The following is a 25,343-nucleotide window of genomic DNA, read 5'->3' as shown; positions in this document are numbered from 1 at the left end:
AAGCTGCAACAAAAAAACCCCGCTTCGGCGGGGTTTTTTCATGGCGTGGCGCGTGTTACTCGCCTCGCATTTTCCGCCCTTGTTCGCGAATCTGCTCAAGCGTCGCGCCTGGCGTACTCGCTTCCTGCGGCAGCCGTATCTCGATCAATGCCGGACGTTTCGCCTCCATCGCGCGATGCAAGGCGGGCAGAAAATCTTCGGTTCGCTCTACGGTTTCGCCGTGCGCGCCGAACGACCTGGCGAACGCCGCGAAGTCGGGATTTGTGGTCGCCGTGCCATGCACGCGGTTCGGATAGTGCCGTTCCTGATGCATCCGGATCGTGCCGAACTGACTGTTGTTCACGACGATAAACAGCACGTGAAGGTCGTATTGCATCGCCGTCGCGAGTTCCTGCGCGGCCATCATGAAACAACCGTCACCGGCGAGCGCAACCACCGCGCGCTGCGGATACAGCGACTTCGCCGCAATCGCCGCGGGTACGCCGTAGCCCATCGCGCCACTCGTCGGCGCGAGTTGCGAGCGGTAATGCCGATACGAAAAGTGCCGATGCAGCCACGTCGCGTAATTGCCCGCGCCGTTCGTCAGAATCGCGTCGTCCGGCAGATGCGCGCGCAATTGCTGGATCACTTCGCCCATCTGCACGTCGCCGGGAATTGGGCGCGGCTTGCGCCATTCGAGGTACGCGCGATGCGCGTCGGTGGCTGAGCCAGCCCACGCAAGTTGTTCCGATGACGGCTTCAGCGCCGCGAGCAATGCCGCGATCTCGGGCATGCCGGACACGATCGGCAGATCCGCCGAGTAGACCCGTCCCAACTCGTCCGCGCCCTGATGCACGTGCACCAGCGTCTGCTTCGTTTTCGGCACGTCGAGCAGCGTGTAGCCGTTGGTCGTCGCCTCGCCCATGCGCGGGCCGAGCACGATCAGCAAATCGGCATCGTGGATACGTTGCGCAAGCGCGGGATTGATGCCGAGACCGACATCGCCCGCATAGTTCGGATGCTCGTTGTCGAGTGTGTCCTGAAAGCGGAATGCGAGGCCGACGGGCAACTGCCAGTTCTCGGCGAAGCGTTGAAAATCCGCGCACGCGGTGGGCGTCCAGCCGCTGCCGCCCGCGATCACCATCGGCCGCTGCGCGCCTTCGAGCAATTCGCGCAGCCTGTCGATTTGCGCACCCGATGGCGACGCCGCGACGCGTTGATAAGCCGGCGCACCGGCGACGATATCGCACACGTCGCTCAACACGTCTTCCGGCAACGACAGCACGACGGGGCCGGGTCGACCGGACGTCGCTGTGTGAAAGGCATGGCTCAGATATTCGGGAATGCGCTTCGGATCGTCGATCTGCGCGACCCACTTCGCCATCTGACCGAACATGCGCCGATAGTCGATTTCCTGGAACGCCTCGCGGTCGAGATGTTCGCGCGCGCATTGGCCGATCAGCAGAATCATCGGCGTGGAATCCTGAAACGCGGTGTGCACGCCGATCGATGCATGCGTGGCACCCGGTCCGCGCGTGACGATCGCGACGCCCGGACGGCCCGTCAGTTTGCCGACCGCTTCGGCCATGTTCGCGGCGGCTGCTTCGTGCCGGCAAACGATCGTCTGGATGCGTTCGGTTTCGTCGTGCAGCGAATCGAGCACGGCGAGAAAGCTTTCGCCCGGAACACAGAAAACCCGTTCGACGCCGTGCGTGAGCAAGGCATCGACAACGAGACGCGCGCCCGTGGTTTGGGCGGCGTTGGAATCAGAAACGGGAGCATTCGGCAGCGACATTGCGAAGAAACCTCCTGGCAGTGCGAGAGAGCGATGTGAGATGCCGCATCGGACGTAGGTGAAGCTGTCGGGCGATGGGCGCTCCGACAGCTTACGCCGAGGGTGCAGGTGCTGTCACGGCGTCGCAGATGAACGGCCAACGCGAATGCGTCAGCGCATAAAAAACGCGGACCGGTCAGGTCCGCGTTTTCATTCATCAAGCAGCAGCGCTGCATGAAACAGGCGCCGTTAACACTCGACGATATTCACCGCCAAGCCGCCACGCGACGTTTCCTTGTACTTCGTCTTCATATCCGCGCCGGTTTCGCGCATGGTCTTGATCACCGAATCGAGCGACACGTAGTGGCTGCCGTCGCCGCGCAACGCCATCCGCGCTGCATTCACGGCCTTCACTGACGCCATCGCATTACGCTCGATACACGGAATCTGTACCATTCCGCCGACCGGATCGCAGGTCAGCCCCAAGTTGTGTTCCATGCCGATTTCAGCCGCGTTCTCGACCTGTCGCGGCGTACCGCCCATGACCGCAGCCAGCGCACCCGCCGCCATCGAACACGCGACGCCCACCTCGCCCTGGCAGCCCACTTCCGCGCCGGAAATCGACGCGTTCAGCTTGTACAGAATGCCGATGGCCGCCGCCGTCATCAGAAAATCGATCACGCCCTGCTGGTTCGAGCCAGGCATGAAGCGCGTGTAGTAATGCAGCACAGCCGGGATGATGCCGGCCGCGCCGTTGGTCGGCGCGGTCACGACACGACCGCCCGCCGCGTTTTCCTCGTTGACGGCGATCGCGTACAGATTGATCCAGTCGACCATCGACAGCGGATCGCGCAACGCCAGTTCAGGATTGCCCGACAGCGCGCGATACAACTGCGGCGCACGGCGCTTCACCTGAAACGGTCCCGGCAAATTGCCATCCGCAGCCGGGTTGTTGATGCCGCAACCGCGCGACACGCACGACTGCATCACGTCCCAGATTTTCAGCAGGCCGCTGCGCGTGTCTTCTTCGCTGTTCCAGACGCGCTCGTTTTCCCACATTAATTGAGCAATGCTTTTTTCGCTCGATTCGCACAGCGCGAGCAACTCGTTGCCGGTACGAAACGGGTAGGGGAGTTGATCGACGGCGCTCAGTACCTTTGTGTTCGGCGCGCCGGCCGTCACCACGAAACCGCCGCCCACCGACAGATACGTCGCCTCACGCAAGGTCTCGCCTTGCGCGTCGAACGCGCGCAGCTTCAGGCCGTTCGGATGTTCGGGCAACGCCTGCCGGTAAAACGAAATGTGCTCTTTCTGCACGAACGGCACGTCGTGCGTGCCGAGCAACGCGAGCTTGCGCGTCACTCGCACGGCTTCGAGTCGTTGCGTGATGGTGTCGGGATCGACCGTATCGGGCGCGTCGCCGAGCAGGCCGAGCATCACGCCGCGATCCGTGCCGTGGCCCTTGCCCGTTGCACCGAGCGAGCCGTACAGATCGACCTTCACCGAAGCCGTTGCAGCCAGCAGAGCGTCGCGTTCAAGCCCTTGCACGAACATCAGCGCAGCGCGCATCGGCCCAACCGTATGCGAACTGGACGGACCAATGCCGATTTTGAAGAGATCGAACACGCTGACTGCCATTGACTGCTCCCTGCTGAAAAGTAATAGGTTTAGCGCGCCGGCAACGGCAAACACACGGCGAGCCAGGCAGGCGGCGTGGGTGCGAGTTGCAGCGCGACTGGCGTAAAGCGTCCATCGAGACGCGCGGCCAGGTGAAACAGTTCCGTCGCGTTCTTCGGATCCCATTGACCCGAATAGCCAGGCAAGCCGGCCTCGCGACGTTTTGCATCGAACGGAACGCTCGAATGCACGAATTCTTCGTGAGTCTGCTTGCCGGTCGCGAACGGCGTGAGCCAGTTGAGCGCGGCCAGCAACGTGGCGCCGTTCGCGCCTTTCTCCTGCAGCCAGTTGCGGTTGTGACGGCGCGCGGCGAGCGCTGCCGTGACGAGCGGCTGCAGATCGTAGGTGACGTAATGCAGCGCGTCGCGTTCGCTGAAGTCGATGGTCGAGCCGTCCGCGTTGATGTTGTCGCCGATATGCTCGACGAACAGACGCTGCGCCGCGTTGATCATCTTGCGGTTATCGAGCGTGAACGCGGCCATTGCGATCAGCTTGATACGGTGACTCTGCCAGTTGTTGCGGAACGTGCCTTTCAGCGGACGCGGCTGCGCGTCGATCTGCGCGATGTAGCCGTTCGCGAGCTTCGTCAGGAACGCCATCGACGCGTTGCGCGTTTTCACGGGCAACGCGCTCGCGGTCATGTCGTACGCGAGAATCAGCCCCTCGAAACGGGTTTCGTCGATCGGATTGAAGCTCGGTTGATAGGTGGTGACCCATGCATACAGCAGACGGTCGACGAGCTTCAGATAGCGGTCGTCGCTGGTCGCGCGCCATGCAAGCGCGGCGTCGCGCAGCAGATCGAGATCCTGCTCCGCCTCGACGCTCTGGTCGTAGATGCCCTCGTGCGGCAGCGTGCCTTCCGTGTGCAGCTTTGCCTGCGCGTGCGGCTGCTCGTTCAGATGCGCCTGCACGTTGCTCACCAGCAATTTCACGCCGGGATCGGCGTTCGTGCGTTCACTGGTTTGCAACGCGGGCGCTGCGCAGAAATTCATTGCGGCTTGCGCCTGCTGTAGCGGCAGCAGCGCGGCTGCGCCAGCCATCAGCAATGTGCAGGTCGGCCACCACGTTCGGGCGCGCGCTGCGTGCGCCCGGCTTTGCATCAATCGCACCTTTCGCGCCATGCGAAACTCCTAATTTGGCTGATTCGGTGTGTGATGTTAGCCGTTTGCGCCCATCAGCGACAGGATCGCGGGCGCCGCCGCGCATTGTCCTTTTTCAACCGCTTTCACGGCAGCGGACGATGCGCGGCGGTGCTTGTGCTTACTCGTAGTCGGACATCGGCACGCACGAGCAGAACAGATTGCGGTCGCCGTACACGTTGTCCGCGCGGCCAACCGGCGGCCAGTACTTTTTCGCGATCAGCGTCTTCAGCGGATACGCGGCGGTTTCGCGCGCATACGCATGCTTCCAGTCGTCGGCGATCACGACCGCTGCCGTGTGCGGCGCGTGCTTCAGCGGATTGTCCTCGCGGTCCGAGCGGCCTTCTTCGACCGCGCGAATCTCGTCGCGAATCGCGATCATCGCTTCGATGAAGCGGTCGAGTTCTTCCTTCGATTCCGATTCGGTCGGCTCGACCATCAGCGTGCCCGGCACCGGGAAGCTCATCGTCGGCGCGTGGAAGCCGTAGTCGGCGAGGCGCTTGGCGACGTCGTCCACGCTGATGCCGCTGGTTTCCTTGATCGGACGCAGATCGAGAATGCACTCGTGCGCGACCAGGCCGCCGGGGCCCGAATACAGCACCGGGTAATGCGGCGCGAGTTTGTTCGCGACGTAGTTCGCGTTGAGGATCGCGGTCTCGGTTGCGGCGGTCAGGTTCTTCGCGCCCATCATCGCGATGTACATCCACGAGATCGGCAGAATCGACGCCGAGCCGTACGGTGCGCCCGACACTGCGCCGATACCGTTCGGCGCGCGTTCGTAGCCCGACGAAATCTGGTTCGGCAGGAATTGCGCGAGGTGCGCGCCGACTGCGACCGGACCGACGCCCGGTCCGCCGCCGCCGTGCGGAATGCAGAAGGTCTTGTGCAGATTCAAATGCGACACGTCGCCGCCGAACTGGCCCGGCGCGCACAGACCGACCATCGCGTTCATGTTCGCGCCGTCGACGTAAACCTGGCCGCCGTGCGCGTGCACGATCTCGCAGATTTCACGCACGTTCGCCTCGAACACGCCGTGCGTGGACGGGTACGTAATCATGATCGCCGCCAGTTTGTCGGCGTGCTGTTCGGCTTTCTTCTTCAGGTCTTCGATATCGACGTTGCCTTGCGCGTCGCACGCGACGACCACGACCTGCATGCCGGCCATTTGCGCCGATGCCGGGTTCGTGCCGTGCGCCGAAGCGGGAATCAGGCAGACGTTGCGATGACCTTCACCGCGCGACGCGTGATACGCGTGGATGATCAGCAGACCGGCGTACTCGCCTTGCGAGCCCGCATTCGGTTGCAGCGACACGGCCGCATAGCCGGTTGCCGCGACCAGCATCTCTTCGAGCTGGTCGATCATCTCGCGGTAGCCGACGGTCTGCTCAGCCGGTGCGAACGGGTGGATCTGGCCGAATTCGGGCCACGTGACCGGCAACATTTCCGACGTCGCATTCAGCTTCATCGTGCACGAGCCGAGCGGGATCATCGAGCGGTCGAGCGCGAGGTCCTTGTCCGACAGGCTGCGCAGATAGCGCAGCATTTCCGTTTCAGAATGATGACGGTTGAACACATGGTGCGTGAGGTACGCACTGGTGCGTTCGAGCGCGGCCGGCACCGAAGCCGTGTTCGATGCCGCGAGCTTTGCGTCGAGTGCGTCGACTTGCGGCACGTCGCTCGAGAAAGCTGCCTGCGCGAACACGGCGAGCAGATCGGCGAGATCGCGGCGCGACGTGGTTTCATCGACCGACAGGCCCACTTGCGTCGCGCTCACGCGGCGCAGATTGATGCGCTTCGCGGTGGCCGCGTCGAGCAACGCCTGGGTGCGCGCGCCGGTGTCGAACGTGAGGGTGTCGAAGAAGGTATCGTTGACCAGCGTGTAGCCGAGTTGCTTCGCGCCTTCTGCGAGCAGCGCGGCGATGCGGTTCACGCGCAGCGCGATGGTCTTCAGACCGTGCGGGCCGTGATAAACCGCGTACATGCTCGCCATGATCGCGAGCAGCGCCTGCGCGGTACACACGTTCGAGGTCGCCTTTTCGCGGCGGATATGCTGTTCGCGCGTTTGCAGCGCGAGACGCAGTGCGGGGTTGCCTTGTGCATCGACCGTCACGCCGACCAGACGGCCCGGCATCTGACGCTTGAATTCGTCGCGCACGGCGAGGTAAGCCGCATGCGGGCCGCCGAAACCGACCGGCACGCCAAAGCGCTGCGTATTGCCGACGGCCACGTCCGCGCCCCATTCGCCCGGCGGCGTGAGGACGGTCAGCGCGAGCAGATCCGCCGCGACGACCACGTGGCCGCCTGCTGCGTGGATCGCTTCGGTCAGCGCGCGGTAGTCGCGCACGTCGCCGTTCACGCCCGGGTATTGCAACAGCACGCCGAACGCATTCGCGTTCGCAGCTTCCGCTGCGGGACCCACTTTCACTTCGATGCCGACCGGCGTCGCGCGCGTTTTCACCACTTCGATGGTTTGCGGCAGCACGTCGTCGGCGATAAAGAACACGTTCGACTTCGACTTGCCGACGCGTTGCAGCAGCGTCATCGCTTCAGCCGCAGCGGTGGCTTCGTCGAGCAGCGACGCGTTCGAGATGGCGAGACCCGTCAGATCGACGACCATCTGCTGGAAATTCAGCAGCGCTTCCAGACGGCCTTGCGAGATTTCCGGCTGATACGGCGTGTACGCGGTGTACCACGCCGGATTTTCCAGCACGTTGCGCAGAATCACCGTCGGGGTGTGCGCGTTGTAATAGCCCTGCCCGATGTACGAGCGGAACACCTGGTTCTTGTCCGCGAGTTCGCGCAGTGCGGCGAGCGCTTCGGCTTCGCTTCTGGGTTGCGCGAAGGGACCGAGCGGCAGCGTTTCGGTGCGGCGGATCGTCTTCGGAATCACGGCGTCGATCAGCGCGGCGCGGGATGCGAAGCCGAGGGCTTCGAGCATCGCTTGCTGATCGGCCGAATCCGGGCCGATATGCCGTTCGGCGAAGGCGTCGTGCACTTCGAGCGCGGCGAGCGAGAGAGGAGTGCGGTTCATCAGACGATCCGGGTGTTCGAGCTTCATGGGTGTTCCTGGCGGTGCGGCTGCCTTCCTGTTGCAGCGTTTCAGGAAGAACCCGCCGCACCTGACGGGTTAAACGTAAAGGTAAATCAGGCGCCGATCGACTTCGAGTACGCGTCGGCGTCGATCAGACGGTCATGCGTCGCGCCGTCGGCCGGCTTGATCTTGAAGAGCCAGCTTTCGTACGGCGTGCTGTTGACCGAATCGGGCGTGTCGGCCACGGCCGTGTTCGCTTCGATGATCTCGCCCGAAACCGGCGCGTAGATATCGGAAGCGGCCTTCACCGATTCGATGACGGCGACGGTGTCGCCGGCGGTCACGGTCTTGCCCAGTTCCTGGACTTCGAAGAAGACGATATCGCCGAGCGCTTCCTGCGCGTGGTCGGTAATGCCGACCGTCAGCGTGCCGTCCGCTTCGGTGCGGACCCACTCGTGCGATTCGGTGTATTTCAGATCGGCCGGGATGCTCATCGGATGCTCCTATGCGGTGATTCGGTAGTGACTTAAATGGGGAAGGTCCCAAGCCTGGCGATTTGACCCGCCAGGCTCCTCATCTGCGAGGCAAAAAATTTCTGAGGGACGCACGCGCGGGCTGCTTAAACCGCCAGCACCTTGCCGTTGCGCACGAATGGCAGTTTTACCACGCTTGCGGGTACGGCCTTATCGCGAATCTGAACGTGAACGGTGTCGCCCACTTGCACGCCTTTGGGCACGCGCGCGAAGGCGATCGATTCCTGCATCGTCGGCGAAAACGTGCCGCTGGTGATTTCGCCTTCGCCGTGCGGCGTGACGACTTTCTGATGAGCACGCAGCACGCCCGCCGCCTTGCCGTTTTCCTTCAGCAGGATCAGGCCGACGAACGCAGCCTGCGAACCGTTCGCTTCCAGCTTCGCCTTGCCGACGAAGTCGCGCGGCGAGGCCAGGTCGACGGTCCATGCGAGACCGGCGTCGAGCGGCGACACGTTGTCGTCCATGTCCTGGCCGTAGAGGTTCATGCCGGCTTCGAGGCGCAGCGTGTCGCGCGCACCGAGACCGGCGGGGCGCACGCCTTGGGCCTGCAATGCCTGCCAGAGCGCTTCGACGTGATCCGCCGGGACGATGATTTCGAAGCCGTCTTCGCCGGTGTAGCCGGTGCGCGCGACGGTCAGTTCGCCGAACGGCGTTTCTTCGATTCGGGCGGCGTTGAACGGTTTGAGCGCTTCGGTGGCGGCGCGAGCGGCCGGCACGGTTTGCCAGACTTTCTCACGCGCATTCGGGCCTTGCACGGCGACGATCGCGTAATCGCGACGCGGCGTGATGGTCAGGCCGAAGCCGCCTTCGGCGTTGAGCTGGCCGAACCAGGCGATGTCTTTATCGGCAGTGCCCGCGTTCACGACGACACGGAAGTGATCTTCGCCGAAGTAATAGACGATCAGATCGTCGACCACGCCGCCATTCGGGTTCAGCAGACAGGAGTAAAGCGCGCGGCCCGGCGTTTGCAGTTTGCCGACGTTGTTGGCGAGCGCGTATTCGAAGAACGCACGCACGCGCTCGCCGATGAAGTCGACGACACACATGTGCGAGACGTCGAACATGCCGGCGTCGGTGCGCACGGCGCGATGTTCGTCGATCTGCGAGCCGTAGTTGACGGGCATGTCCCAGCCGCCGAAATCGACCATGCGGGCGTTGAGCGCACGATGGGTGGCGTTGAGCGGGGTGTGTTTGAGTTCGGTCATGGGGCCTCGGGCATCTCGCGAAACAAAAAAGGCCATGCGGCGCTACGCCTCGCGGCCGAATGCCTGCGAGCGTGGTTCTGCATGACCCCTCTGTCCTCGATACCTGAGAGATTGCGCCGCCGTGACGACGTTGCCAGGAACGTTGATTCGTCACGGTGAGACGCGCGCCCCTTCGGTGGGCAGCTTGCCTGAATCTGTTCGCTGTTTGGACGATACAGATGGCTACTGCCGCTCTCCAGAGTGCGAAAAACCGGATGCCTCGGTGCTGCATTGAAGCGGGTTTTTCGACGCGGTCGGTCCTTTTGCCTGAGAGTTTGCGGGTATGCCCCTTCGGCGGCGCGGCCTGCGAAATCCAGCGGCCAGCGCTCTCTCCCGACGCGTGCGGCGAATGTACGCGACGGCCGGAGGCTTGTCAATTGAAGGCCCGCAGGCCGTGTGGGAGTAAGCGCAGCGGTTTTTACACGCCAAAAAAAGCGCGGGACGTGATGCCCGCGCTGGCGTTGCAGAGGTTATGGAAACGCCCGCGTGTTTACTCGCCGATCGCGTGCGCCGCGTTATCCAGTTCCTGATTCAGCACACGTTGCTCTTCGGACGAAAGACCGCCGCCGTGTTGCGCGGCCATGTCGTGCGCTTCCTGGCGGATCACTTCCAGACGATGGTGCAACGCGCCGCCTTGCGGGGGCGGGTAATAGCCCTGATTCACGTGGTTATCGATCCGGCGACCGAGGTTGTCGATCCGGCCGTCCACCTGATGCAGGCGCTGATCCGCGATCTGCTGCGGGTTGGGACGCGGTGCCGGTGCCGGTTGCTGCACGACGCAGGCGGCAAGTGACGTCAGTAAAGCGCACGCGGCAATCGCGCGGATAGTTCGAGGCATGGTTTCTCCGGAAATCTTTGTCTTTGATGGTGCTACGTGGGTAGCAACGGATGGTGGCGGATTTGCGCTGACGGCGCAGGCGGGATGTTTTGTAACGTTGTGTACCTGTCATGTAGCTGTTCTTTTGTCAGGTAAAACGCGCCCGCGCGGCACTTGCGGCGCGGGCTGTTTTTGGTACACAGCCCGCTGCGCCGCGCAGGAAAACGATGTCAGCGAATTCGCTCGAACGGCAGGCGGACGCCTTCTTCGGAACTACGCGCGGCCAACTCGATGATGGTCATCACGTCGACGGCATCCTGAGCGGTGACCGGGAACGCGACGCCATTTTGAATGGCGTCGGCCAGCGCGATATAGAAGCCCGTGTAGTCGCCATTGCGCGTCGGCACTTCGCGTTCCACTTCCTGATCGCCTTCGAGCACGCGCAGCACGCCCGCCGTGTTGCCGGCGCCGAAGCCTTCATCGCCGGGACGCAGGCCGGCTTTCAACTGGTCTTCCTGCGTGTCGAGCCCGTATTTCACATAGCTCCCCCGCGTGCCGTGGATCGTAAAGCGCGGCGCGACCAGCGCGGTCAGCGCGCTCGCGTGCAGTACCACTTCGAACTCGCCATAACCAAGCTGAATGTGTACGTAGTCCGGCGCGCTAGCGTTGTCGCGATGCGTGCGCACCGTCGCCGATACGGTTTGCGGAGCGCCGAACAGGGCCAGCGCCTGGTCGATCAGATGCGGCCCGAGGTCGAACAGCAAGCCGCCGCCACGCGACGCCTCTTCGCGCCAACGCTGACGCACTTCCGGCCGGAACCGGTCGAAATGCGATTCGTATTGCGTGATGCGCCCCAGTTCCACGCGCGCAAGCAGATCGCGGACGGTCAGGAAATCGCCGTCCCAGCGCCGGTTGTGAAAGGGCACGAACAATTTGCTGCGAGCGAGCGCGATGTTCGCGAGCGTGTGGGCTTCGGCCGCAGTTAGCGTCACCGGTTTGTCGACCACCACGTGCTTGCCGGCTTCGAGCGTGCGGCGCGCGAGGTCGAAGTGGGTGTCGTTGGGCGTGGCGATCACGACGCAGTCGATATCGTCGAGCGCGAGCAGCGCGTCGAGATCGGCGACGATTTTTGCGTGCGGATAACCGGCCAGCGCGCGCTCGGGCTGACCGGTCGCGATGGCGGCGACGCTCGCGCGTCCGCAATGTGCGATCACCGGCGCATGAAAGGTCGCGCCAGCAAAACCGTAACCCATCAATCCAATCTTCAGCGATGCGGACATGCGTGTCTTCCTGCAGAAACGGCGCGCCGTTTTGCCACCGCGGCGACGGCGCGCAACACCGTAATTGTGGCATGTCCTGACGGGCGAGCGGCAGGCGCGTGGCAGGTGATTGGCGTGTGGTGCGGTTGCGCGTGGCGGTCGGCGGCGGGGTTTCTGTCGTGGGCGTTCGCGGTCAGGGCGCTTAATGCGCGTCGCCATTCGACGGAAAGAGGTGTCATTTTTCACGGCGATTCGTTTCGAAAGACCGCCTTTGCCGGACTTCGAAGATGCAGCTAACCGCACCTATTAGAGGGCACTTGTTGTCAGCGTGCGGGCCTGGCATCCGTGTTAACATCGCTCCTCTCGCGCGATTCGCGGCGGGTCAGATCACCTTCGCACGCTTGCGGAGCACCCGATCCGGCCGGCGGCGCGCAGCATGCCCCCGGGCCTTCGGCCGGTGCTTTTTCTCACCGGCGCGCCCACAAACCGCAGTTTCAACCGCATCACCATCCAGACGATGTCCGCAGGCCTGAACCCCGCTCAAAATGAAGCGGTCCGTTATCTCGACGGTCCGTGTCTCGTGCTCGCCGGCGCAGGCAGCGGCAAGACGCGCGTGATCACGCAGAAAATCGCGCACCTGATCGAAGCCAAAGGCTTCGAGCCGCGCCACATCGCCGCCGTCACGTTCACGAACAAGGCCGCGCTGGAAATGCGCGAGCGCGTGGGCAAGCTGCTCGAAGGCAAGACGCTCACCACGCCCGGCAAGGAAGGCCGCAAGGTGCCCGTCAATCAGTTGACGGTGTGTACGTTCCACTCGCTTGGCGTGCAGATTCTTCGGCAGGAGGCGGAACACGTCGGCTTGAAGCCGCAGTTCTCGATCATGGATTCCGACGACTGCTTCGGCATGATCCAGGAGCAGGTCGGGTCCACGGACAAGGGTTTTATCCGCAAGATCCAGTCGATCATCTCGCTGTGGAAGAACGGCATGATCATGCCGGAGCAGGCGATCGCGATTGCCGCGACCGAGGACGAGCATCAGGCCGCGATCGTCTACCGCAATTACGTGGCGACGCTGCACGCGTATCAGGCGGTCGATTTCGACGATCTGATCCGCTTGCCCGCCGAACTCTTCGAGAAGAATGAGCAGGTGCGCGACCGCTGGCAGAACAAGCTGCGTTATCTGCTGATCGACGAGTATCAGGACACCAACGCGTGCCAGTACGAACTCGTGAAGCTGCTGGCCGGCAAGCGTGCGGCGTTCACGGCGGTGGGCGATGACGATCAGGCCATTTACGGCTGGCGCGGCGCCACGCTCGAAAATCTCGGCCAGCTGAGCAAGGATTTTCCGAAGCTGCATCTGATCAAGCTCGAACAGAATTACCGCTCGACGGTGCGCATTCTGACCGCGGCGAATAACGTGATCGCGAACAACCCGAAGCTGTTCGAGAAGAAGCTGTGGTCCGAACACGGCATGGGCGACACGATCACCGTCACCGGTTGTAACGACGAAGAGCACGAAGCGGAGTCGGTCGTGTTCCGTTTGTCGGCGCACAAGTTCGAGCGGCGCGCGAATTTCCGCGACTACGCGATCCTGTATCGCGGCAATTTCCAGGCGCGTATTTTCGAGCAGGTGCTGCGTCGCGAGCGGATTCCGTATGTGCTGTCCGGCGGCCAGTCGTTCTTCGACAAAGCCGAAATCAAGGATATCTGTGCGTATCTGCGTCTGATCGCCAACGCGAACGACGACCCCGCGTTCATCCGAGCGATCACCACGCCGCGCCGTGGCGTCGGCAATACGACGCTCGAGGCGCTCGGCTCGTTCGCGGGTCAGGCGAAGGTGTCGCTGTTCGAAGCGGTCTACATGGGCGGGATCGAAGCGCGCCTGTCGCCTCGTCAGATCGAGCCGATGCGCGTGTTCTGCGACTTCATGCAGCGCCTCACCGATCGCGCGGAGAAGGACGCAGCGGGCCCGCTGCTCGACGAACTGATGGACGCGATCCACTACGAAGCGTATCTGTACGACGCGTTCGACGAACGCCAGGCGCAGTCCAAGTGGCAGAACGTGCTGGAGTTCATGGAGTGGCTCAAACGTAAAGGCACCAAGGCCGAGCCTGCCGATGCAGCTAACAGCGAAGCCACCGGCTACGACACCGCCGACGGTCTCGGCGATACCGGCAAGAACCTGCTCGGTCTGATTCAAACCGTCGCGCTGATGTCGATGCTGGAAGGCCGTGAGGAAGATCCCGATGCGGTGCGTCTGTCGACCGTGCATGCGTCGAAGGGTCTGGAATATCCGCACGTGTTTCTGGTGGGCGTCGAGGAGGGCATCATGCCGCACCGCGGCGGTCCCGATGACGAGCCGATCGACGACGCGCGTATCGAGGAAGAACGCCGTTTGATGTACGTCGCGATTACGCGGGCGCAGCGCAGCCTGCATCTGAACTGGTGCAAGAAACGCAAGCGCGCGCGGGAGACGGTGGTGTGCGAGCCGTCGCGGTTTATCCCCGAGATGCTGCTGGACGATGCACCGCCGCCGACGCCCGAAGAAGCGCCGATGTCACCGAAAGACCGGTTGGCCAGTTTGAAGGCGCTGTTGCAGAAGCCTTGAGCGGGCGGATGGGGGATGGAGCCTGCGAGTCGATGGTGGTGTTTTTGTGCCCGCGCCCAGGCTGGTGCTTGCTTGGTTTGCCTCGCGGCTCGTACTCCCGGCGGTTTTCCATCGCGCCAGCGCGCTGAACAATCAATGCGCATAAAAAATCCCTGCTCGCGTTTCGCGCAAAGCAGGGATTTTTTATGTCTACTGCAAGTGAAAGCCGTAACGCGGCGATCAGTGCCGCGCCTTACTTCACAGCGCTAACCATGTAGTCGACCGCCGCTTTCACGTCGGCGTCGGAGGCATTCGAGCCGCCCTTCGCCGGCATCGCGCCCTTGCCGTGCAGCGCGTAGTTATAGACCGTGTCCATCGGCTCTTTCAGACGCGGCGCCCAGGCGTCCTTATCGCCGAATTTCGGTGCGTTCAGCACGCCCGCCGCGTGACACGCCTGACAAACCTGCTGATACAACGCCTTGCCGGCTTGCGACGCGTCCGCGCTTTGCGTGCCGCCCGCCGCCGGTGCGGCTGCCTGGGGCACGCTTGCCATCGCCGCCATCGCTGCGGCGGCCTGGGCCGCGCCGGCATCCGATGCGCCTGCCGGTGCAGCAGCGGGCGCGCCGGACGCGGCCGCCGCGCCCGCTGCTGGCTGCGCCGGTTCGGGGAAGCTGGCGCCGGAGTTGTTCGCCATATAAACCACGGCGCGGGCGATTTCGAAATCGCTGTAGTCGTCCGGGCTGGTGCCGCCGCGCGGAGGCATCGCGCCCTTGCCGGAGAGCGCCGTATGCCACAGCGTGTCGAAGCCCTGCGAGATACGCGGCGCCCAGTCGGCGGTATTGGTGAATTTCGGCGCGCCCGCCGCTCCCGACGCGTGACACGCCGAGCAAACCGCCTTGTAAACCTCTTCGCCGCTCTTGTACACGCGCGGCGCATTGGCGTCGCGAATATCGACCTGAGCCAGCGGCTTGATGCGGGACGTGACCTGGTCTTCGGAGAGAGAGTCGGTGCCGGCGCCCGTGCGGGTCGAATTATCGACGTAGACGGCCAGCAGAACGATGATGACGATTGGCACAGCAAACCCGGCGATGATCGCGGCGATGAGCTGTCCTGGTGTTTTGATTGGGGCTCCGTGGGGTGCTTCGCTCATGCTTGTCTCGTCTCCGTGGGTATGTGAGCGGTACAGCGTGACGGCAACTTCTTGTTTTTGATCAGCCACGGACGATTATAGACGCAAGATTTCAGCGGCGGCGAGGCGCGCGGCGGGCTGTTCAGCAGGCGTTTACCCGAAGCGCGAAGCGCGGTTGACGGGCGCGAGATCGTGTCATATGGGCCGTCAGGTGGACGGTCGGGCCGAAACCGGGTATTCTTGCGGTCTTGCTTTGGCGTCGCATCCGTTCCGGTTGCCGCGCTTTTGCGTGAAGCGCCCGTAGCTCAATGGATAGAGTACTGCCCTCCGAAGGCAGGGGTTGCTGGTTCGATCCCAGCCGGGCGCACCAGAATAATGAAATGATGGTGGGTAATTCAAACCCACATAGATCAGGCCCTGCGGCGAAAGCCAAGGGCCTTTTTCATTTTTGGCCTTGCGAGAAATCTGGCTGGGCTGGAATCCCGATGGACGGAAGTTCGCCGCATCGATAAATGCTGCTGGCGACCGCACTCCTCATTTCGCTCGACGCATCAGATTCTCTGCTTCGACGTGCGAGGCTTACGCACATCATCGTGTCGTGTGAGTCGCCCTTCAGGCCTGTTCGCAGAACTTCAGCCACGCGAAGTCTTCACGGATAGCGGCACGCTGCCCACATCAAGCTCCCATCAAGTCTTACTCATTTCCGGCTTTCAATATTCAACTGAAAGATCTTTGAAATTAACATTCCTGATTTTCTTCTTCACCGATGAACGACCGCTGTGTAGGGACTATTTATTGAAGTGACTTTCCTGGTTTATTTGACCGGTTCACAGAAATGATCGGTAAATTTAGCTGCGAATGACGCTGCTGATCGGCTCAAAGCCGCCATGCGAGAAAGTCCATAGTAGATCCTCGGGTACAATGCAGCTAGCCAAATTACGTGGGCGCTCACTGACTCCTGGACGGACCGTCCAGCATCCGACCACACAGTTTTTTGATCTCGCATACTCCACAACTTTTGCTATCGCATGAACTCGATTACAACAGAACAGGATCGTGTGTCCTCCTCGCTTGCAATCGCGGGTGAGGAGCGCCCGGACGAGCCAAATACTGCAACAACTGCGGACTCCTCAAAGACAGATCAGCACATTTGGGGCAAAGACGAGCACCGTCTAATGCTGCGCGACATGATTCTGGAAGAGCGGCGCAGAATCAAAGCGATCGAAAGCCGGTATCGCGCAATCGCAGACGCGGCGGCAGCCGAAGTGGCCACCATGCGCGAAACATCTGCACAGTCCATTGCAGGGTCGCGCCGTTCGTGGCCCCGCTTCCTGCATCCGTTGACCAAGCACCTGAAGCGGATCATGCCTACCGTCAAGTTAGACGGAGCGCCACTGCCGCCGGTGACTCCTCCGGAGGCAGGTCGTGCGATTGAAATTGATTATAGTGCCAAGGTTCCGTTTCAGTTTCCGACGTTGAAACAATTGAAAACGGAGCGTGTCGCTGCGATTATCCATTTGTTTTATCCGGAACTTGCACCAGAGTTTCGTGTTTATTTGAATAGCATTCCCGTCGGTGTAGATATATTCATATCGACCTGCGATTCATTCTCTGCCGAATTAATCCAGAATGCTTTTAAGGGCTGGACAAAAGGCGTCGTCGAAGTTCGCGTGGTCCCCAACCGCGGCCGCGATATCGCGCCAAAATTGCTCGCATTCAAGAATGTATTCGAGAGCTATGAGTTCGTTCTGTGTCTGCATGGCAAGCGGTCCCATCACGCAAGCGCTTTGGCCCAGTGGCGTCACTTCATTCTCGAAAGCCTGTCCGGTTCGGCCGAAATCGTCGGCAGTGTTCTTTACGCTTTTGAACATGATCCCAAGTTGGGGATGGTCGCGGCCCAGCATTTTGAAACCATGAGGCACTGGACCAATTGGGGAGGCAACTTCGACGGCGCGCAGAAGCTGGCAAACCGTCTCGGTTTCGCTATCGACAAATCGGCACCGCTCGATTTTCCATCCGGCTCAATGTTCTGGGCGCGAACGGCGGCCTTGAAAAATCTGGTCGACCTGAATCTGACTTTCGACGATTTTCCGGCTGAAGCTAGCCAGACGGACGCAACGCTCGCGCATTCAATTGAGCGGCTTTTCTTCTACGCATGCGAGCACGCAGGTTTTCACTGGATGAAAATCGCGCGGCCGGAGCTGTATGAGAAAACTCCGGCAATGATGAACATCGCGTCTGCGCCTGATCTGAAAGCGTTTGTGAAGAATTATGTTTTCCATCTGCTTGACCCGAAGGGTGTCAAGATCCGCGCCGTTCGGCCGACGCCGATCGCGCAGCCGCCTCGACGACTTGCCGACATCATTCAGCAACGAGTTCTTGGCTTGCACGTCAAAGGGCAGCGCAACGTAAAGGTCGTTATCGGCGTCGTGACCTATAACAATGACCAGGCGGAACTCGAGCGTGCGGTCGAAGCGGCCCGTATCTCTCTCGCAGAAGCCGGCCTGCCGGTAGCCAACAATCTGTACCTGGTCGACAACGGTAATTCGAGCGAACACTGTCATCTGGACCGCAGCTTCCTGACACGTTTCCCGTCGGAAGGAAACGTGGGCTTTGGCGGCGGCCACAACAGGCTGATGCGCGCTGCTTTCGCCGACGGCGCCGATATCTATATTTCACTCAATCCGGATGGCGTTCTGCATCCGGACGCGATCGGCAGTCTGGTTAAAGCCGTATTGGCGTCGGACGGAAGATCGCTGGTCGAAGCACTGCAATTCCCGTCGGAACACCCCAAACCCTATGATTACCTGACGCTCGAAACGCCTTGGGTATCGGGTGCGTGCCTGGCAATTTCCAGAACCTGCTTCGAGGAATTGGGCGGCTTCGACGAAACCTTCTTTATGTATTGCGAAGACGTCGATCTTTCCTGGCGTGCCAGGGCGCATGGGTTCGGTCTGAAAACCTGTCCACAGGCACTTTTCCTTCATCGTGTCACCAATCGCAAGATGAGCGTATCGACGATAGAAATGATTTACACGTCTGCTTCTTTGCTTGCGAGGAAGTGGCGCGGCGCGGAATTCGAGCAGTGGTTGCAGAGCGAAATGGATGGCCTGGGCAAGCAATTACCTCAGCAGTATCCAGAGCCTGTTCCCGTTGAGTGGAGCAGGATCGCCGATTTCTCCGCACACACTAGCTTCGCGAAACCGCGTTGGTAAAACACATGATTGAAAATCAAGTCGACTGTATCGTCAGGCTTCATGACGTCAAACGCCTCAATGAGTTGGAGCGTTGTGTTTTTTCGCTGGTCGGACAAACCTATCGTCCGCTCAATATCATCGTTACGCTGCAAAGGTTCTCACCTTCTGATATCGCGCAGGTCGAGGCATCGTTGGCTCGCTTGCTCAAGATGCACGACGCGCCTTCGCTGGAACTGGTGAATTTCACGTCGGAAGAACCCAAAGATGCGCGCACGGAACTGTTGAACCTGGGACTGGCCAAGGCTAGTGGTCAGTACGTCGCTTTCCTCGACTACGATGATGTGTTGTATCCGGAGGCCTATGGCCTTCTGGTCGACCAATTGAAGGCAAGCAACGCCGCTATTGCGTTCTCGTCGGTCCGGGTGGTGCATGCCGACGTCTCTCCGCAGTTTCTCGTGGCGACACGCGCAGACTCGGCGGTTTTCCCCGGCGAAGGTCTCGAAGATCTGTTCGTGGCCAACTTCTGCCCGATTCACTCCTACCTGATCGACAGGTCGATTGCTTCTCCCGAGCTATATTTCGATACCCTGCTGACGTGGGAGGAAGATTACGATCTTCTGCTGCGCATTACGGCCGCCTATCCGTCCGATTTCGAATTGATCGGAACCGTCGTTGGCGACTATTACATCAAATCGGATCTGAGTAATTCGACTGGCGTTGTGGGAGCCGAAGGCAAACTAGGCGGGGAACGCCTGCTCGAATACGAGAAAGTGGCCGCGCTGATCGAAGCCCGACGCAGAATTACCCGAATCAGTGACGCGGTGAAAAATCAGCTTGGTCTGCAAACGCATGCAGAAAACCTGACAATCCGCAGTGCGCTTAGAGAATTGGGCATCGACGAGGTATTTGCCGAGTCGACCGCGTCCGGTTCTGCTGAGAAATCGAACGTCGAGATCGTCGCTGCCGCGCCGGTTCATCCCAACGACGACTTCTTCGACGGTTCGAAGGGGCACTACGAATCGGTTGGCTTGCAGATGGCGAAGTTCGTCGAGCGGGCCGCCAAATTGTCCGGTAGCAAAAACCCGACGATTCTTGAACTCCCCTCCAGCTACGGACGCAACACCCGGCACCTCGCCAGAAAATTCAAGGCATCCGATATCCATGTCGCGGACGTCATGGCGCCCGCTGTCGAATTTTGCCGTTCGACATTCGGCGTCCATGGGCATCACCTGGTTGCTCCGCTTTTCGAATATGCCGCACTCGAAAACGAGAAGTTCGACGTCGCAGCCCTGGCGTCACTCATCCCGCATCTTTCGCAGGCAGGTGCCCAGTCGGCATTGAAGCATTTCTTCAGCAAGATCCGGTCGGGCGGCATTGCCGTCGTCACCACACATGGCGCGCGGTCGAGAGAGCGTCTAGGTGAGGCCGATTGCTATTCGGTAGGCGAAGAAGCTCGCCAACGCCTGCTGTCGTCTTACGACGCCGGCGAATATGCGTTTGTCGACTCGCAACGTCAGAATTCGGTGAGAGCCAAAATCGTCGTGGATGCCGGAGAGCGTTACGGTATTTCGCTGATTCCGGAGCGCTGGCTGCGGACTTTCTGCGAAGAAAACCAACTGACGATCGTGGAACGTCTGACTGGCGGCTGGGACGGCAATCAGGACGTTTATTTCATTCGCAAGTAACTGCCCGGCGCTGACTCGCATCACGCTGCTACGCACAGCCGGCTTCGTCTGCCTGATGGGCGCTGATGACTGAAGTCATCAGCGCCGGCTGGTTCGACGAGTCGCTTCGGTGGCGCTGCAGGCGAACGTCGGCGAGAAGTTGCCGTACCCGGACAACAACTTTCGGCAAGGTGGTCTGGTGCTCGGCGTCGGCGTGAGTTGCGAAACCTGTGCTGGAAAAATCAGCTGCTTCAACCAGGAATTAGAGGCGGTCAGACAGCGTTGGGGCAAGCAGTTGGTGAACACCTCCGGCGACTCGCCCCATCCTATGCTGACCGACGACTATTCCTTCTCACGGCCTTCAAGGATTGCATAACTTGCTTAATCTGGGACCCAAAAAAAACAATACAGGGTGGCTGGCAGAGTATCAGTACCCTTCGCCCGCAGAGCGATTCTGCCTGCCGAGCGCGATCTACTTTTTAGTGCAGTTCAGAGCTGACCTCGCGCCCTTCAATACCAGGACGCTGGACGACCGCGTCACGCTGTACTTCTGGTGGGAAATGACGGCGCGCGAGACATACTCGGACTTCCACTGGGCGCTTCGTCCGGAAGACCTTGAATATCTGCGACAACTCGACAACGATGCGCTGATCGATCAGCATCCGGACGCCGTGACTTTCTGGCTTCGCTCGACCGCGCCGAGCGCGCTCGACACGAAGCTCCTCGCTGAAACCCTGCTCGAACGGATTTCCTCGCCCGAATTGCTGGAGCAGGTCGAGGCGCCGCAGTCCGCCAACATACCGTTGCCGCGCTTTCTCGCGCTCCTCACGAACGGGCGCGACGATTTGCGCAGCGCTTTCGACCTGACCACGTTGACCGGCCGGCTCGCCTGCCTGAGCTGGTGGGCAGAGGACGGGCAGCGCGAATATCCGCGCATCAATTGGACCCCGCCGCCGATCGGCGGCGTGCTACTCGAGCCCGAGCAGCCCACCGTCGACGACGGCCTGCACGTGCCGCGTTTTCTGTCGCGGCTCGTCGCCGAACGGCCAGACCTCCGGGCCGCGTTCGGTTCGCTGCAGACTTTTGTCGGCCGGCTCAATTGCCTGTCGTGGTGGGTCGAACATGGTCAGTCGCAATATCGCGTGATCAGGTGGGTACCGCCGACGGTGCTCGGGCCGCTGTTCGAGATGGAATGGGGCGAGCAATGTTTGCTGCCGCCGTTGCCCCGCTTTCTGAATCTGATCTGGAGTGAACGTCTCGACCTTCAGAAGTCGTTCAACCTGGCCAGTTTCAGCGAGCGTCTAGCCCTGCTTTCGTGGTGGGACAAAGACGGACAACACGAATATCACACCATCAAATGGTCGGCTGCCCGGGTGGCCGATGTGCTGGCCGGCATCGACGACGAGCAGCAGGCCGGTACATCGTTGCTGCCACGCTTTCTCACGCTGATCGCGAACGAACGCGCCGATCTGCGCAGCCTGTACGACATCGGCACGGAAGCCGGCCGCGCTCAGCTCGTGAATTGGTGGAGCGCGTGGGGTGACGTTGAATACCCGTTGCTGGGGTCGCTCAAGGTGCGCCGCGTCGAGCGCACCGACGCTGACGATCAGCGCGAGCCAACCCGCTATTACGCGCGTGTCGAAGCGACCGGCTACAGCCACGGCGTGAACGTGATCGGCTTCCCGCAGGGCGTGCTCGGCCTGGGCGAAGATGCTCGCATGGCCGCGCGCGTGCTCCAGCTGAACGCCACGCCGGTCACGCTGATCAACGCGCCGATGCAGGGTCCGCTGAAGCTGGATCACTCGGTCGATCACCTGATCAGCGACGAGCTCAAATATCGAATCAGCCTGATTTGCCTGCCGGCGCCGGAAATGGTGCGCCTTGCGCTGGAGGGCGGCCGTAAATTGATCGACGCGCCGACGTACAAGATCGGCGCGTGGCCGTGGGAACTGCCTCACTGGCCGAGCGCGTTCGGCAATGTGCATCATATGGTCGACGAGATCTGGGCGCAGAGCCGCTTCGTGCAGAGTGTCTATAGCCCCTTGGGCGACACGCCGGTCCATTACATGCCAATGGCCGTCGAAGTGCCTGCGTTGAAAGACCCGACACGCGAACGGTTCGGGCTGCCGTCGAACGAGTTTCTGTTCTATCTGATGTTCGACGGCAACTCGTGGCTTAGCCGCAAGAATCCGCTCGCCGGCGTGCAGGCGTTCAAGCAGGCGTTCGGCCAGCAGGGCGCGGGCGTCGGGCTCGCCATCAAGGCGATGAACGTGCGTGACGACGATCCGGTTTGGCGCGCAGTGCTCGACCTGGCTGCGGGCGACAGCCGTATTTACATCATGTCCGAGCGGATGAGCCGGCAGGATTCGACCGACTTCATGGCCTGTTGCGATGCCTATGTTTCGCTGCATCGCAGTGAAGGCTTCGGTCGCGTGATCGCCGAGGCTATGGCGCTGGGGCAGCCGGTCGTGGCGACCAACTTCTCCGGCAACGTCGACTTCTGCGAAGCGGACACCGCGTTCCTCGTAGATGGCGAACTCATCCCGCTGCGTGCCGGCGACTATCTATTCTCCGAAGGGCAGTACTGGTGCGATCCCGACGTCGCGATCGCGGCCGAACAGCTGAAACGCATGATCGACGACGCACCGTTGCGTGAGAGGATTGCTCAGGCGGGCAAGGCACGCATCGAGCGTGACTACTCAGTGGATGCGGTCGCCCGTGCTTACGCACGGCGATTGGCCGAGATCGCGGGGACGGCAGACTGACGTGGCGTAACCGGTGAGGCAAGGCAGCGCAGGGGCGCTGCCGGAGAAAGCAACCGGACGCGCCGCGTGCCCTCCAGGAAACAGCCAGCCAGCAGCGACGGCGCTCCTCGGGCGCCGAACCCCCAAGCCGTTCTCATCGAACCCCGCAGGACCGACACGCCAGCTTCATAAAAAGCCGCAGCCATAAGGCTCTGCGCCGCCTGCATCCTGTGCTGCGAAGAGAGCGACGCCAGGCTATCGGGGATGTCCCTCATACCTTACACAAAATTTCACAAAGTTAAATAGTGTAAGATTTAGGCTTCTTAAAGGGGCATCACGCGCTGGAAAAGCAGTTTCACTCTCCGCCGTGTCGCGTTTGCATCGTTGCTCGGGGGGGGGCGGCTTCAAGTTATTCAGCAACGGCTCGCAAAGACCTCTTGTCGATCATCGAACGAATGAATCGCCAGGAGGTATTGAATGAAATTGAGTCTGCAACGCTTGACTCCGTTTAGATTTGTCGCCGCGTTGCTAGTGGTCTTTTTTCATTTCGGCCGAAGTGTTGTCCCCTTCGATACGTCATGGCTCAATCAGGTCGCCGCTCACGGCAATCTGGCGGTTTCGTTTTTCTACTGCCTTTCTGGATTCATCATGGCCTCCGTGTATCGGGGGCCGATGGATACGTCGACGCGAAAGGCATACTGGATCGCACGATTTGCCCGCATTTATCCAGTCTATGTGGCGTGTCTCCTGCTCAGTTTGCCGCTGATTTCGAGTGCAACTTCGTCGCAACTCGCGCTCTCCGCGCTACTCCTGCAAGCCTGGATTCCGGGCTACCCGTTGGCGGTCAATGCGCCGGGCTGGTCGCTTTCAGTCGAGGTATTCTTTTACGCGCTGTTCCCGTACATGACGGTGTTGATAGTGCGAAGCAGCACCGCACGGCTGATAGCGGCAACCGCGTCGCTATGGATAGCAACACAGTACGTGACGTTTTATCTGTTTACCCATCATTACCAGGGATACCCGTCGCACTCGCATGACCTGATATTTTATTTTCCGTTGATGCATTTAAACGAGTTCGTGCTTGGCGCGTGTGCGGGCGTCATCGTCGTTCGACACGGATTAACGCTGAGGCGGGTGGGCATTGCCGCACTGGCGTGCATGGCGTTGACTCAGATCGTGGTCAGTATTGCCGACGTTGCTGGCCTGATTTCGCTTGGCGAAAACGGCTTGTATGCTCCACTTTTCCTGTGCGCAATGTGCGCCGTGCTGGCGCTGCCTTCTGCCAGGCTGCTGGAAAGTCCTGTTGCCATATTGCTCGGCGAATCGAGCTATTCCTTGTATCTATTGCAGATGCTCGTCTTCGTGCCCGGTGAAAGACTCATTACCAATCTGACCCATAACCAGACCTTCTATCTTTGCCTGGCTATTCTGGTGGCAATCTCGATTGCGGCACATGTGCTGATAGAAAGACCCATGCGCACATTGATTCGAAAGATTGCGATCGCCAAAGCACCCTATCAGCGAGCGGCCAGCCGGTGAGACGGCCGGCGTGTCAGATCGGCCGCGATGCAGCTGCTCATAGCGTCACCCCGGATACATCGAGGCTCTGCGGCGCAAGCGCGGAGCTTTTTTGGGGACCCGGCTTACCGACATTCGATCAACCGGTGTCCCAAACAGCGTCCGGCGCCCACAGCCTCAAATGCAAGCACCGCCGTCCGGCTGCCCGTCAACGCTGCGTCGACATTTCAGTCAGCACGCGGGCACGCAGCGACGCGAATACCTCCATGTACTGATTCAGCCCGGTGGCGCGCGCCGCTTTCTTGAGCGCATCGAGCATCACCAGTTCATGAGCGACGCGATTCGCATTCGGATAAACCAGCGGCAACAGCATCGAATTGAACGGCGTCACGCGCCACTGCGGGTCGATTGCAAGCAGCAGCGCGACCAACCGCTCCATGACAAACACCTTTGTTGCGTACGCGTTCATGCGGTGCTGGGTTCCGGCATTCAACGCCTGTCCCAGCGGACTCGCGTTCTGCTCGGCAATCTGGAAGATCAGTTCCGCGCGATCGAACCAATGCCGCCAGAAGCGCGGCTTCGCGACGAAGTAATTGCAGAACACGCTTTGCGTCGAATCCATCACGAGCTTGTCGAGATTGGCACCCGGCGCCATCAGCCGCGCGCTCTCCACAAACGCGGGCCACGCGTTCGGATGCTCGTGCGCACCTTGCTGGAATACGTTGACGAAGAGCGCGCCTGCGTCGAAAAACGGCGAAAAGCTCACCACATCCGTCGACGGCGGAACCGACGCGACGAAGGCATGAACCGCCGTGGCGTCGAGCCCGGTCTTTGCCTTGAAACTCGGCGACAAAAACCCGTAAAACGTGTCGTCGTTCAACTCGTTCTTGTGCAGGAAATCGCGGATTGCCGAATATTCGTACCAGTCTGGCCGCTTATTCGTGTTGTCGAGCGGAATGAAACCTTCGTCGAGCGATGCGCGCGTCTGCTCGGAATAAAAGATCTGATAGATGCGGGCGTTCTGCATGGCAGGAAGTTAGAGAAGGAGAAT

The 25,343-nt window shown here is 61.1% G+C and carries 16 protein-coding genes, 1 tRNA gene and 2 riboswitches; of the genes, 7 read left to right on the top strand and 10 right to left on the bottom strand.

Annotated features, from left to right (window positions below; translation table 11 throughout):
- Window positions 1-55: 55 nt before the first annotated feature.
- The 8 genes from BLS41_RS00975 to BLS41_RS00940 form a co-directional block, all read right to left on the bottom strand.
- On the bottom strand, window positions 56-1,774 hold the full coding sequence (locus BLS41_RS00975) for a thiamine pyrophosphate-binding protein (RefSeq protein ID WP_074762527.1): 1,719 nt from the start codon (window positions 1,772-1,774) through the stop codon (window positions 56-58).
- Window positions 1,775-2,002: 228 nt separating this feature from the next.
- Window positions 2,003-3,391 (bottom strand): L-serine ammonia-lyase, encoded by a 1,389-nt coding sequence (locus BLS41_RS00970; RefSeq protein WP_074762526.1) that lies wholly within the window; start codon window positions 3,389-3,391, stop codon window positions 2,003-2,005.
- A 29-nt stretch (window positions 3,392-3,420) separates the two neighbouring features.
- Window positions 3,421-4,551 (bottom strand): alginate lyase family protein, encoded by a 1,131-nt coding sequence (locus BLS41_RS00965; protein ID WP_074762525.1) that lies wholly within the window; start codon window positions 4,549-4,551, stop codon window positions 3,421-3,423.
- Window positions 4,552-4,690: 139 nt separating this feature from the next.
- Complete coding sequence (gene gcvP, locus BLS41_RS00960; RefSeq protein WP_074762524.1) at window positions 4,691-7,627, bottom strand: aminomethyl-transferring glycine dehydrogenase; 2,937 nt, start codon at window positions 7,625-7,627, stop codon at window positions 4,691-4,693.
- Between the two features lie 86 nt (window positions 7,628-7,713).
- Complete coding sequence (gcvH, locus tag BLS41_RS00955; RefSeq protein WP_074762523.1) at window positions 7,714-8,094, bottom strand: glycine cleavage system protein GcvH; 381 nt, start codon at window positions 8,092-8,094, stop codon at window positions 7,714-7,716.
- 125 nt (window positions 8,095-8,219) lie between these two features.
- Window positions 8,220-9,338: a glycine cleavage system aminomethyltransferase GcvT gene (gcvT, locus tag BLS41_RS00950; protein WP_074762522.1), complete on the bottom strand. Its 1,119-nt coding sequence runs from the start codon at window positions 9,336-9,338 to the stop codon at window positions 8,220-8,222.
- Window positions 9,339-9,418: 80 nt separating this feature from the next.
- Window positions 9,419-9,587, bottom strand: a riboswitch (glycine riboswitch).
- 35 nt (window positions 9,588-9,622) lie between these two features.
- A riboswitch (glycine riboswitch) is annotated at window positions 9,623-9,723 on the bottom strand.
- 144 nt (window positions 9,724-9,867) lie between these two features.
- A complete protein-coding gene (locus tag BLS41_RS00945) occupies window positions 9,868-10,215 on the bottom strand; it encodes a hypothetical protein (RefSeq protein WP_074762521.1) in 348 nt (115 codons plus the stop codon).
- A 209-nt stretch (window positions 10,216-10,424) separates the two neighbouring features.
- On the bottom strand, window positions 10,425-11,474 hold the full coding sequence (locus tag BLS41_RS00940) for an oxidoreductase (protein WP_074762520.1): 1,050 nt from the start codon (window positions 11,472-11,474) through the stop codon (window positions 10,425-10,427).
- 496 nt (window positions 11,475-11,970) lie between these two features.
- Here BLS41_RS00940 and BLS41_RS00935 point away from each other — a divergent pair, with 496 nt between their 5' ends.
- A complete protein-coding gene (locus BLS41_RS00935) occupies window positions 11,971-14,061 on the top strand; it encodes a UvrD-helicase domain-containing protein (RefSeq protein ID WP_074766190.1) in 2,091 nt (696 codons plus the stop codon).
- Window positions 14,062-14,293: 232 nt separating this feature from the next.
- On the opposite strand, the gene BLS41_RS00930 is transcribed toward BLS41_RS00935, so the two are convergent.
- A complete protein-coding gene (locus tag BLS41_RS00930) occupies window positions 14,294-15,190 on the bottom strand; it encodes a c-type cytochrome (protein WP_074762519.1) in 897 nt (298 codons plus the stop codon).
- Window positions 15,191-15,463: 273 nt separating this feature from the next.
- Here BLS41_RS00930 and BLS41_RS00925 point away from each other — a divergent pair.
- The 6 genes from BLS41_RS00925 to BLS41_RS00890 all read left to right on the top strand — a co-directional run bounded on the left by BLS41_RS00925 (window position 15,464) and on the right by BLS41_RS00890 (window position 24,313).
- Window positions 15,464-15,539, top strand: a tRNA-Arg gene (locus tag BLS41_RS00925).
- Between the two features lie 658 nt (window positions 15,540-16,197).
- Window positions 16,198-18,384 carry a rhamnan synthesis F family protein gene (locus BLS41_RS39925; RefSeq protein WP_083379918.1) on the top strand — a complete coding sequence of 729 codons (2,187 nt, stop codon included), beginning with the start codon at window positions 16,198-16,200 and terminating at the stop codon, window positions 18,382-18,384.
- A gap of 5 nt (window positions 18,385-18,389) precedes the next feature.
- Window positions 18,390-20,051 (top strand): glycosyltransferase, encoded by a 1,662-nt coding sequence (locus BLS41_RS37935; protein WP_083379917.1) that lies wholly within the window; start codon window positions 18,390-18,392, stop codon window positions 20,049-20,051.
- 109 nt (window positions 20,052-20,160) lie between these two features.
- Window positions 20,161-20,406: a hypothetical protein gene (locus tag BLS41_RS00900; protein ID WP_074762518.1), complete on the top strand. Its 246-nt coding sequence runs from the start codon at window positions 20,161-20,163 to the stop codon at window positions 20,404-20,406.
- A gap of 184 nt (window positions 20,407-20,590) precedes the next feature.
- Window positions 20,591-22,795, top strand: a complete 2,205-nt coding sequence (locus tag BLS41_RS00895) for a glycosyltransferase family 4 protein (protein WP_436971990.1) — start codon at window positions 20,591-20,593, stop codon at window positions 22,793-22,795.
- A gap of 456 nt (window positions 22,796-23,251) precedes the next feature.
- The gene (locus tag BLS41_RS00890) at window positions 23,252-24,313 is read left to right on the top strand and encodes an acyltransferase family protein (protein WP_074762516.1); all 1,062 of its coding nucleotides are present in this window, start codon (window positions 23,252-23,254) and stop codon (window positions 24,311-24,313) included.
- Between the two features lie 187 nt (window positions 24,314-24,500).
- On the opposite strand, the gene BLS41_RS00885 is transcribed toward BLS41_RS00890, so the two are convergent.
- Window positions 24,501-25,319 (bottom strand): hypothetical protein, encoded by an 819-nt coding sequence (locus tag BLS41_RS00885; RefSeq protein ID WP_074762515.1) that lies wholly within the window; start codon window positions 25,317-25,319, stop codon window positions 24,501-24,503.
- Window positions 25,320-25,343: the final 24 nt, after the last annotated feature.

The organism is Paraburkholderia fungorum, assembly GCF_900099835.1.
GTDB lineage: Bacteria > Pseudomonadota > Gammaproteobacteria > Burkholderiales > Burkholderiaceae > Paraburkholderia > Paraburkholderia fungorum_A.
This window is presented reverse-complemented; position numbering and strand designations above follow the sequence as displayed.

Bases quoted from the DNA above. Each gene is read 5' to 3' on its own strand.
- BLS41_RS00975 (WP_074762527.1), bottom strand. From the start codon at position 1,774: ATGTCGCTGCCGAATGCTCCCGTTTCTGATTCCAACGCCGCCCAAACC.
- BLS41_RS00970 (WP_074762526.1), bottom strand. From the start codon at position 3,391: ATGGCAGTCAGCGTGTTCGATCTCTTCAAAATCGGCATTGGTCCGTCC.
- BLS41_RS00965 (WP_074762525.1), bottom strand. From the start codon at position 4,551: ATGGCGCGAAAGGTGCGATTGATGCAAAGCCGGGCGCACGCAGCGCGC.
- gcvP (WP_074762524.1), bottom strand. From the start codon at position 7,627: ATGAAGCTCGAACACCCGGATCGTCTGATGAACCGCACTCCTCTCTCG.
- gcvH (WP_074762523.1), bottom strand. From the start codon at position 8,094: ATGAGCATCCCGGCCGATCTGAAATACACCGAATCGCACGAGTGGGTC.
- gcvT (WP_074762522.1), bottom strand. From the start codon at position 9,338: ATGACCGAACTCAAACACACCCCGCTCAACGCCACCCATCGTGCGCTC.
- BLS41_RS00945 (WP_074762521.1), bottom strand. From the start codon at position 10,215: ATGCCTCGAACTATCCGCGCGATTGCCGCGTGCGCTTTACTGACGTCA.
- BLS41_RS00940 (WP_074762520.1), bottom strand. From the start codon at position 11,474: ATGTCCGCATCGCTGAAGATTGGATTGATGGGTTACGGTTTTGCTGGC.
- BLS41_RS00935 (WP_074766190.1), top strand. From the start codon at position 11,971: ATGTCCGCAGGCCTGAACCCCGCTCAAAATGAAGCGGTCCGTTATCTC.
- BLS41_RS00930 (WP_074762519.1), bottom strand. From the start codon at position 15,190: ATGAGCGAAGCACCCCACGGAGCCCCAATCAAAACACCAGGACAGCTC.
- BLS41_RS39925 (WP_083379918.1), top strand. From the start codon at position 16,198: ATGAACTCGATTACAACAGAACAGGATCGTGTGTCCTCCTCGCTTGCA.
- BLS41_RS37935 (WP_083379917.1), top strand. From the start codon at position 18,390: ATGATTGAAAATCAAGTCGACTGTATCGTCAGGCTTCATGACGTCAAA.
- BLS41_RS00895 (WP_436971990.1), top strand. From the start codon at position 20,591: ATGACGGCGCGCGAGACATACTCGGACTTCCACTGGGCGCTTCGTCCG.
- BLS41_RS00890 (WP_074762516.1), top strand. From the start codon at position 23,252: ATGAAATTGAGTCTGCAACGCTTGACTCCGTTTAGATTTGTCGCCGCG.
- BLS41_RS00885 (WP_074762515.1), bottom strand. From the start codon at position 25,319: ATGCAGAACGCCCGCATCTATCAGATCTTTTATTCCGAGCAGACGCGC.